General features: G+C 71.9%; 1 pseudogene. It reads left to right on the top strand.

Annotation, left to right across the window (positions count from 1 at the left end):
* Positions 1 to 557, top strand: a pseudogene (locus D7V93_RS46330) (serine/threonine protein kinase); the annotation flags it as partial.
* Positions 558 to 634: the final 77 nt, after the last annotated feature.

Genomic DNA, 634 nt, shown 5'->3' with positions numbered 1-634 from the left:
CGCCGTTCCCGCCCGACGCGATGGTGCCCCAGGAGGACTCCCGCTCGCCGCGGCGCTTCGTGCCCATCGCCATCGGCGCGGCCGTGCTGCTCACCGCCGTGGGCGTCGTGATGGCCACGCGCAGCCCCGGCGAAACACCTCCGCCCGTCGTCGCCGTGACCCCGGAGCCGCCACCCGCGCCGAAGGTCGACCCCGTTCCCGCCCCACCGCCTCCGGTCGTCGCGGCGCCCGTGCAGGAGGCGCCGCCACCGGCGGTCGCCGCCGTGGAGCCGGCGCCGGTGAAGCCTTCCCTCACCCGGCCCGCGCAGAAGCCGCTCGCCCAGGACACGCCCCGCGCCGGCCGGCCGGAACCGCTGAGCAAGGAGGCCCTGAACACGGAGATCCTCAAGGTCTCGAAGAAGGTGAAGGGCAACGCGCAGCTCCCCGAGGACATCCGGAAGAAGTTCGACGCGTACCTCTTCGGGCTCCAGCAGCGGTGCGCGGACTCGACGACGCCCCAGGACCGCGCCTCCATCCGGGAGGAACTCAACGAGTTCAAGGAGAGCGAGCTCCAGTAGCCCGCCCCGCCCCGCTCCATGACCTGTCTCTTATACCCATCTCCGAGCCCACGAGACGCGTAGTAATCTCGTATTCC

The organism is Corallococcus llansteffanensis (assembly GCF_003612055.1).
In the GTDB taxonomy this organism is placed as follows: Bacteria; Myxococcota; Myxococcia; order Myxococcales; family Myxococcaceae; genus Corallococcus; species Corallococcus llansteffanensis.
This window is presented reverse-complemented; position numbering and strand designations above follow the sequence as displayed.